General features: G+C 51.0%; 1 pseudogene. It reads right to left on the bottom strand.

The window, feature by feature from the left end:
- Positions 1-154: 154 nt before the first annotated feature.
- A pseudogene (locus tag ACTHUR_RS16195) lies at positions 155-586 on the bottom strand (protein translocase subunit SecF); the annotation flags it as partial.

Below are 586 nucleotides of genomic sequence, written 5' to 3'. Positions count from 1 at the left end.
ACCCGGCACAGAGCAAAGCCGTACCTGCTCGAAACAAACCCTCTATATAGCACAAAGCCGGTTTGAATGCCATGTTTGATGGCTCAACAAAAAGGTCGTCTGAAAACCTGTTGCCAAGTTTTCAGACGACACCTTTAAATCGCAATCATAACCATCAGACCACGACTTCTTCTTTCTTCTTCACTTCCTTCGCGATATTGTCGCGGCTCAGGCCGAACATCAGCAAGAGCGGGCTGGCGACCAATACCGAAGAGTAAATACCGAACACAATACCGATGGTCAATGCCATTGAGAAACCGTGCAACGCTGCGCCGCCGAACACCAGCATGGAAACGACCATTGCTTCGGTAGAGCCGTGGGTGATGATGGTACGGCTCATGGTGGCGGTAATCGCATTGTCGATGACTTGCGGAACGGTGTGTCCGCGCATGCTCGGTTTGCGGAAGTTTTCACGGATACGGTCGAAGACGACGACGGATTCGTTCACGGAATAACCCAATACGGCAAGGATACCCGCCAAGACGGTCAGTGAAAATTCCCATTGGAAGAAGGCGAAGCAGCCCAAAATAATCACGATGTCGTGCAT

Source organism: Neisseria sp. P0021.S007 (genome assembly GCF_051956855.1).
Note: the sequence above shows the minus strand (reverse complement) of the source record. Positions and strands in the feature narration are given on the sequence as shown.